Origin of the sequence: Geitlerinema sp. CS-897, assembly GCF_028368005.1 — a bacterium.
Classification (GTDB): domain Bacteria; phylum Cyanobacteriota; class Cyanobacteriia; order Cyanobacteriales; family Geitlerinemataceae; genus Baaleninema; species Baaleninema simplex.
In genome coordinates, this window is record NZ_JAQNCQ010000171.1 from 1 (window position 1) to 7,641 (window position 7,641).

General features: G+C 52.2%; 5 protein-coding genes. 3 read left to right on the forward strand and 2 right to left on the reverse strand.

Annotation, left to right across the window (positions count from 1 at the left end; all coding sequences use genetic code 11):
* Positions 1-293 precede the first annotated feature (293 nt).
* Complete coding sequence (locus POG22_RS10640; RefSeq protein WP_498905177.1) at positions 294-1,124, forward strand: carbohydrate ABC transporter permease; 831 nt, start codon at positions 294-296, stop codon at positions 1,122-1,124.
* A 286-nt stretch (positions 1,125-1,410) separates the two neighbouring features.
* Here POG22_RS10640 and POG22_RS10645 read toward each other — a convergent pair whose 3' ends face one another.
* The gene (locus POG22_RS10645) at positions 1,411-3,057 is read right to left on the reverse strand and encodes a DUF3352 domain-containing protein (RefSeq protein WP_063715256.1); all 1,647 of its coding nucleotides are present in this window, start codon (positions 3,055-3,057) and stop codon (positions 1,411-1,413) included.
* A 169-nt stretch (positions 3,058-3,226) separates the two neighbouring features.
* On the opposite strand from POG22_RS10645, the gene POG22_RS10650 reads away from it, so the two are divergent.
* Positions 3,227-5,812, forward strand: a complete 2,586-nt coding sequence (locus POG22_RS10650; RefSeq protein WP_498905179.1) for a M1 family aminopeptidase — start codon at positions 3,227-3,229, stop codon at positions 5,810-5,812.
* 121 nt (positions 5,813-5,933) lie between these two features.
* On the opposite strand, the gene POG22_RS10655 is transcribed toward POG22_RS10650, so the two are convergent.
* Complete coding sequence (locus tag POG22_RS10655; protein WP_063715253.1) at positions 5,934-6,620, reverse strand: uracil-DNA glycosylase; 687 nt, start codon at positions 6,618-6,620, stop codon at positions 5,934-5,936.
* A 245-nt stretch (positions 6,621-6,865) separates the two neighbouring features.
* On the opposite strand from POG22_RS10655, the gene POG22_RS10660 reads away from it, so the two are divergent.
* Positions 6,866-7,168, forward strand: coding sequence for a hypothetical protein (locus tag POG22_RS10660; RefSeq protein WP_035492559.1), 303 nt, complete (start codon positions 6,866-6,868; stop codon positions 7,166-7,168).
* Positions 7,169-7,641 lie beyond the last annotated feature (473 nt).

Below are 7,641 nucleotides of genomic sequence, written 5' to 3' on the forward strand. Positions count from 1 at the left end.
AGCGTGAGCTTGAATTTGGCGACGTTTTTCAGCATCCATGAGCTAGACTTGATTCCGACTTGGGCAACTCCTTTTAGCTTAACTCCTTTCTCTCGAACGGCTCTAAGTATTCTTACTCATTGCATAATTGGGATGCACCCGGTTGGACGGTTGGACTTCGGCAACGCTGCCGTCCATGAGTGGAGCGATCGCAAAAAACAACGACAGCTTAATTCAGTGTAGGGACTCCGAATCTGATAAATTTACATCGCCAATTCAAGTTTGAAATGCACCTTTCAGTCAATTCATAAAAAATGATTCAAAAAACAAATAAAAAAACAATTTTATTTTATTTGTTGCTGGTTATCATTGCTTTAGTGATGTTATTTCCAGTGCTATGGTTGTTGAGTACATCACTCAAATCGCCCCAGGAAAATATTTTTCAGTTCCCCCCGCAATGGCTTCCCACAGAACCAACATTTGATAATTTTAGAACCGTTTGGCAGGCGCAACCCTTCGGACGCTATCTATTGAATAGTACTGTTATTGCTGTTTTTACAGTTATTTTCAACTTACTATTTTGTTCTCTAGCAGCTTATCCTTTGGCGAGATTAGATTTTAAAGGAAAAGATTTTATTTTTGCCAGCATCGTCGCCACCATTATGATTCCCTTTCAAATCGTCATGGTTCCGCTCTACGTTTTGACGATTCAATTAGGTTTAAAAAACACCTATTTTGGCGTTATGTTTCCCTATTTAGCCGGAGCTTTTGGGATTTTCCTATTAAGACAAGCCTTTTCCGGCGTGCCGAAAGAACTTGAAGAAGCTGCCCGAATGGACGGCTGTTCTGAATTAGGAATTTGGTGGTTTGTCATGGTTCCCGCCGTGCGTCCGGCGTTGGTGACGTTGGCGATTTTTACCTTTATCGGGTCTTGGGGCGATTTTCTTTGGCCGTTAATCGTCCTCGATCGCCCAGAATTTTACACCCTTCCCCTCGGTGTGGCGAGATTGGCGGGAACCTTTTCTCTCGATTGGCGGTTAATCGCAGCCGGTTCGATAATTTCGATCGCCCCAGTTTTGCTACTGTTCGCCTTCGTGCAACGCTACGTCATTTCCTCCAATATTGGCAGCGGGATCAAACAGTGAACGGGGAAGAGGGAACGGGGAAGAGGGAACAGTTACCGCATCACGCAGCTTTAACTTCTCAGTGGTGCAGAAAACTTTTCGAGATCGGGGATTGACAAAACAAATAAAATCTGTATTAGAAGTCAAACCAGATCCCCGGCATCTCCAAGATGCCGGGGATCTCCGGCAACCATTTACCGATCTGGGATTTTGCGACCAACCCTTTAATACAGCGATATCTTTTCTAACAAAGGTTTCAGGACTTTTCTGCACCACTAAGGCTTTTACTTATCCCCTCTTCACCCCATCACGGATTCTCAACCACCAACGGAACGGCCACGTCCAAAACCGCCGTCGTTTCGTTAGGCGACGATGACGCCGCCCCGATTCCGCGAATCGAGTTCAAGAGGGCGAGACTGTCTGGCGTGACGATTTCGTTGGCTTGGAGAGTGCGGGGATCGACGAGCTGTAACATTTGCAGAACGTTGACGTACAAATAGCCTTCTCGGTTCTCGGGAAGCTGTTGTTGGATTTCTAGAAACGTTTCGTTTTGGGATAGAGGAGTTTCCGGCGGTGTCACGATCGCATCGACAATAGGACCGCCCAAGGCGATCGCCAAGGCGCGATCGTCGAGCCACCCATAACCGACGACCGTTTCCGGTTTCACACCAAAAAACGGAACGTTCCACTCTGTCACCGTCACGTTGTTAGCTTGTCGAGAATCGAAGGACATCGGGAGCGGGAGATTCCGTTGCAAAATCGATCCCAACTTATCCATCGTCGCCTCAGCCGTTTTGCGATCGCTAGTTTCGACGACGATCGCCCCACCGAATCCGAGAGAGGCCAAAATCCCCTTTTCCGAAGGAATCAACCCGAACCCAAAGTCACCATCCATCACGCCGAACACCTCGCGATCGATATCCAAGCCGAAACTCGACGACGCCTCGCGAACGGTCGAGACGAACGTTTCTCCTTCTGGCGTCGCCGATGCGGTATCGACAAACTGCGTCCACGAGCGATCGAGATCGCGACCTTCGGCTAACATCAACGTATTGTTGGGAAACCGCCGGGCCATCGTCCCCGATACTGACTCCAAAGACAGTTGAGGTCGATCGGCATCGAGGCGAACCATCACCCGACCGTGCAATCCCGTATCGGTGACGCCAACGCCCATCACCAAAGACTGGACCGCAGTTATCGGCAGTTGCTCCGTCCATTCCGTTCGGGCGAAATCTTGCAACGCTTCCAAGTCCGCGACGTAAACGCGGGCGAGAGGATCGTCTAAATTGATGCCCTGGCGCAACAATTTCGCCATTCCCGGTAACTTTGCAAACGAAGGTTCGCCGCGAAACGTATCGATCGAGGCTTTCACCAAATCTAAATCGTCAGAAATGGTCAAATAGTCTCCCAACACGGCCACGCTGTAAGACGAACCGCCCGGTTCCGTAATGCGAGAAATCGTCGTACCGCGATAATCGATATCCTCTAACTGCGTTCCTTCTTGTGCCTTGACGCGGTTCGCAAATCCCAACGCCTGTAACTTGTCCTTAATCCCCACCACCGTTAACAGTTCCGAGGACTCGCCCCCCGAGGCTTCGTCGGGAACCACCGCGATCGCCAAACTTCCCACCCAAGGTTTGAGATCGCGATTGAAATCGAGTTGCGTTCCCTCGAAAATTTCCTGTTGCCACGAGTCGATGGCTTGCCTCACGACGGCTTTCGCTTCGGACGTTCCGAACTGCTGCAACTTTCCCCAAGGGCGATCGTCGAGGGTTACGTAAGCGGTCATCACTGCCTCGTCGGGAATCGCTTCGGCACTGGCAAGCGGGGTCAAATGGCGGCCGCTACGCTCTCGAAGAATCCAGTACGCCGTCGCTCCCGTGGCTACGAGAACCATCGCCGCGATCGCGATCGAATATCCCAAACAGCCTTTTTTCTTAGAGGATTCCGTCATGAATGTAACGTCACGTGAAGAGTGAATCGAACGAATCAACTGAGAGTTCGAGCGAAATGACTGGGGAAGATCTCTCAACTTCCCCTAGCGATCGCCTCGCTTCAAGCTCGCTCTTTCGCTAGGATAACGTTCGTGGCTTCCTAATTGATTCGCCCCGACACCTAAGACTATGCCGAACGTTAAATTCGCCTGGGATAACAACGAGACCAATCGCTTCGAGTTACCGGGGGCGCGTCCCCACTATACGCCCGATCGCCCAGGACAAGTCGAACATATCTCGCTCGACCTCCACCTCAATTTTTCAAAGCAGCGGTTTACGGGTACCTGTCAAATTCGCCTCAATCCCGTTCGCGACGGGATCGATCGTCTCACCCTCGATGCAGTCGGACTCGCGATCGAAGAGGTTCTCGCCGATGGGGAACCGCAACCGTTCGACAGCGACGGCGAACAGCTCGCTATTCGTCTCGACACCCCCACCGTTGCCGATCGCCCCGTCCTCCTCGAGATTCGCTACCGCGTCGATCGCCCCCGTCGCGGCCTCTACTTCGTCGGTCCTACGGACAACGAACCGGACAAACCCGTTCAAGTTTGGACACAGGGGGAAGACGAGGATTCCCGCTTCTGGTTTCCCTGCTTCGACTACCCCGGACAACTGGCGACCTCGGAAATTCGCGTCCGGGTTCCCAAAGACTTTCTCGCCATTTCCAACGGCGAACTCGTTTCGGCAGACCTCGACGGCGACGAGAAAATCTACCACTGGAAACAAGATCGGGTTCACCCGACGTACTTGATGACCCTAGCTGTGGGACGGTTCGCCGAAATTCGCGATGAGTGGAACGGAAAACCCATGACCTACTACGTCGAACGCGATCGCCTCGACGACGCCAAGCGTAGCATGGGAAAAACCCCGCGCATGGTGGACTATTTCAGCAAAGCCTTCGGGTATGCTTATCCGTTTCCTAAATACGCGCAAGTTTGCGTGGCAGACTTTATTTTCGGGGGCATGGAAAACACCTCCGCCACGCTGCTGACCGATCGCTGTTTGCTCGACGAACGGGCGGCGATCGACAACGATCGCACTGAAAGCCTCGTCGCCCACGAACTGGCTCACCAGTGGTTTGGCGATTTAGTCGTCATCAAACATTGGTCTCACGCCTGGATTAAGGAAGGAATGGCGTCTTACGCCGAGGTGTTGTGGACGGAATACGAATACGGCCTCGACGACGGGGCGTACTATCTCCTCAACGAAGCTCGCAGCTACCTCAGTGAAGACAAAACTCGCTATCGCCGTCCCATCGTCACCAACGTTTATCGCGAAGCCATCGAACTCTACGACAGCCACCTGTACGAGAAAGGAGCGTGCGTCTATCACATGATTCGGGCGGAGTTGGGCGACGAGTTGTTTTTTAAGGCGATCGCAACCTTTGTCAACGACAACGCCCACGCCACCGTCGAAACGGTCGATCTGTTGCGGGCGATCGACAAAGCCACCGGACGCAACTTACAGTCTCTCTTCGACAGCTACGTTTTCCGAGGCGGACATCCCGATTTCCAAGTCAGCTATTCCTGGGACGGCGATCGCAACATCGCTAAAGTTACCGTCAAACAAACTCAGGCCAAATCGGGAAATACCATTTACGATCGCGATCTTTTCGAGTTGCAAGTTCCCATCGCCTTCGGCAGCGAAAACGGCATCGTCCAACGGTTCGCCGTGCGAGTCAACGAAGCCGAACAGAGCTTCTTTTTCGCCTTACCGGAAAAACCTGTTTTTGTGAGTTTCGACGCGGGAAACAACATCCTCAAAACTGTCAAACTTAAATATCCCACGCCCGAACTCGTCGCTCAGCTCAAATACGATCCCGACCCGATTTCGCGGATTTACGCGGCGGAAGCGTTGGCGAAAGTGGGAAGTTTGGAGGCGGTCGCGGCGTTGTCGAATGCGTTGCAGTCCGACGAGTTTTGGGGCGTGCGCGTCGAAGTCGCCAAGCAGTTGGCGAGCGTCAATTTAGATCGGGCGTTCGACGAGTTGCTTAAGGGTTTAGAAGATAAAGACGCTCGAGTTCGTCGTGCAGTTATCGACGGGTTGAGTAAAATTAAAACCCGCGCCAGTTACAAAGCGGTGAAGTCGGTGTTGAAGAAAGGGGACGCCAGTTATTACGTCGAAGCCTCGGCGGCCAAAGCCTTGGGTGCGATCGCCGCCAACCATCCCGACTCTAAACCGAAGGCTGAAAAAGCCATCGATCGCCTGAAGTGGGTGTTGGAAACCAAAGCGGGATGGAACGAGGTCGTCCGCTGTGGTGCGATCGCCGGATTGAGTCAGTTTACGACTTCTGAGGCTGCGGTTAATTTAATTTTGGATTATACTCAGCCCTCGGTTCCGCAGGCGTTGCGCTTGGCCGCCATTCGTGCTTTGGGGCCGGTGTCGGCCGGTCAGTCTCCGGCGGATCTCGAACGCATTTTAGCGCGGCTCGATCGCCTGGCCGGAGAAGAGTTTTTCTTGACGCAGCGATCGGTCGTGGTCGCGTTAGGGACGATGGAAACTCCTAAAGCCGTGGAGATTTTGAGCGCGATCGCCGAACGCACCGCCGACGGACGCATTACTCGGGTCGCCGAAGAAGCCGTCGAGAAGGTTCGGAAAAACATCGGATCGGACAAAGCCGTTAAGGAATTGCGTCGCGATCTCGAGAAAATGAAAAAACTCAACCGCGAACTCTTGAGTCGCCTCGAGGCGTTGGAAGCCAAGACCGATGCTTAATCGAGAGATTAGGGGATACGGGAGGTTTCACGACACGAACGGCTCGATCGACAAGGGTAGCGAGGTTGCAACTGTTTGAAACCCGTTCTTTTCGGGCAAGACTCCGCTAGCGTCTTGGTTTTTAGCGCGATCGCAGTTCTTCGAGTTTCGCCCGGACTGCTTGCATATCTTGCCACATCAACCATTTGGGTTTACCTTTTTCCCGAGAAGGGTTTCGCAACAAATAGGCGGGGTGGAAAATTGGCATACACAACCGCTTTTCCCACTCGAACCACTGACCGCGAATTTTGGTAATTCCCCGTTTTTCGTTGAGAACAGATTTGACCGCCACGGCTCCGGTTAACAGGACGATCTTCGGATCGACGAGGCGGATCTGTTCGAGTAAGTACGGCTTGCAGGCTTCGATTTCGTCGGGGTTGGGGTTGCGGTTCTTCGGCGGACGACATTTGACGACGTTGCAGATGTAAATATCGTCTTCGCTACTCAAATTGACGGAGGCGAAAATCTTTTCGAGGAGTTCTCCCGATCGCCCCACGAACGGCAATCCCTTTTCGTCTTCGTGTTGTCCGGGGCCTTCTCCGATAACGACGATATCGGCGGCGGGATTGCCCCGACTGACGACGGCGTGAGTGCGCGTCGCGGCCAAGCCGCACCGCTGACACTGGTTGCAGTGATTTGCTAAGGCGTCGAGGTCGGGGTAGGTTCCTTGGGGAACGGGTACGCTGGCATCGGTAGGTATGGCGTTGAAGGAGGTCGTTGGGGGTTCGGGGTCGCCTCCAAACAGGCTCAGTTGTTCTTCGTTAGACATCGCAAAACCGCGCGCTTGACAGGGTCGATCCTATCGCGTTCTCGGGGAGTCAGTCAGGGGTGGCGGTGAATTCACCGGGGCAGGCGATCGCCTGCGAGCGTTTTTCTCGAATTTGCTTTATCCTTAAAGGCAACGCCACTTTCGAGGTGGGAAAGTCTCGAGATGGCGATCGGTTTTGTTGAAAACGATGAATCGCTCGAACGCGCTTTTCGATTTGACTTGAGGGTTAGACGAGGAACGGTACGATGACGAGAATTTCAAGATTGGTTTGGGAAACCCTTTCCTTGGCGAGTCAGGAGCATCCACCTCGTTTTGTGGAACTGGTGATGTTGTCTTTGGCTGGCGTGATGCTTGTTTTGTGGGTGTTCGACGAGCGATGGCCGTATTTAGTTCTTAGTGCGAGTTACGTTCTCGGTTCGGCGGCGTCGATTTGGGTTCGAGAGTTGATTTCTCCCCATCGGGGCGATCGCAAGGTTCGTCTGTTGCAAGCGACTGCGATGTTAAGCCTCACGGGATTTCTCATGCTCTTGAGCTTGCAAGAAGTTTGAGCGTGGAGATTCGAGCGTTAACGGCAGCGGTGTTGAGGGCGATCGCGTTTGCAGTCAAGATCGTCAACTTTTTGGGTTTTTCTCTACAACAAACCTCCAAAATTTGCATTTTAAAAAGGTGATTTTACTCGATATAGCAACCCTAAGTCAGTTGTGTAACAAAATCGGGAATAGGGAATCGGATCTTTTCTGGTGTTTTAATTTTTGACGACTCATTTGGGACTGTTATAATTTGTTCGACATTTAAATCACAGTTCGCTAAAGTCAAACACCTATTACAGCAGAATTTAAAGAGTTCAAAATATGAAGTAATACGGAATCTGTGTCCGACAAGCTAGTGCAGCGTCAAAACTTAATTTTAGGGTAGACCGAGGCCAGCTTGCAGCGTGCGTCCTCTACCTTCATCTGCCAGTCAACCCCGCGCTGGGAATGGTTAATGTCGCTCGACCAAGCAGCGGTTTCCGCTCGTAACT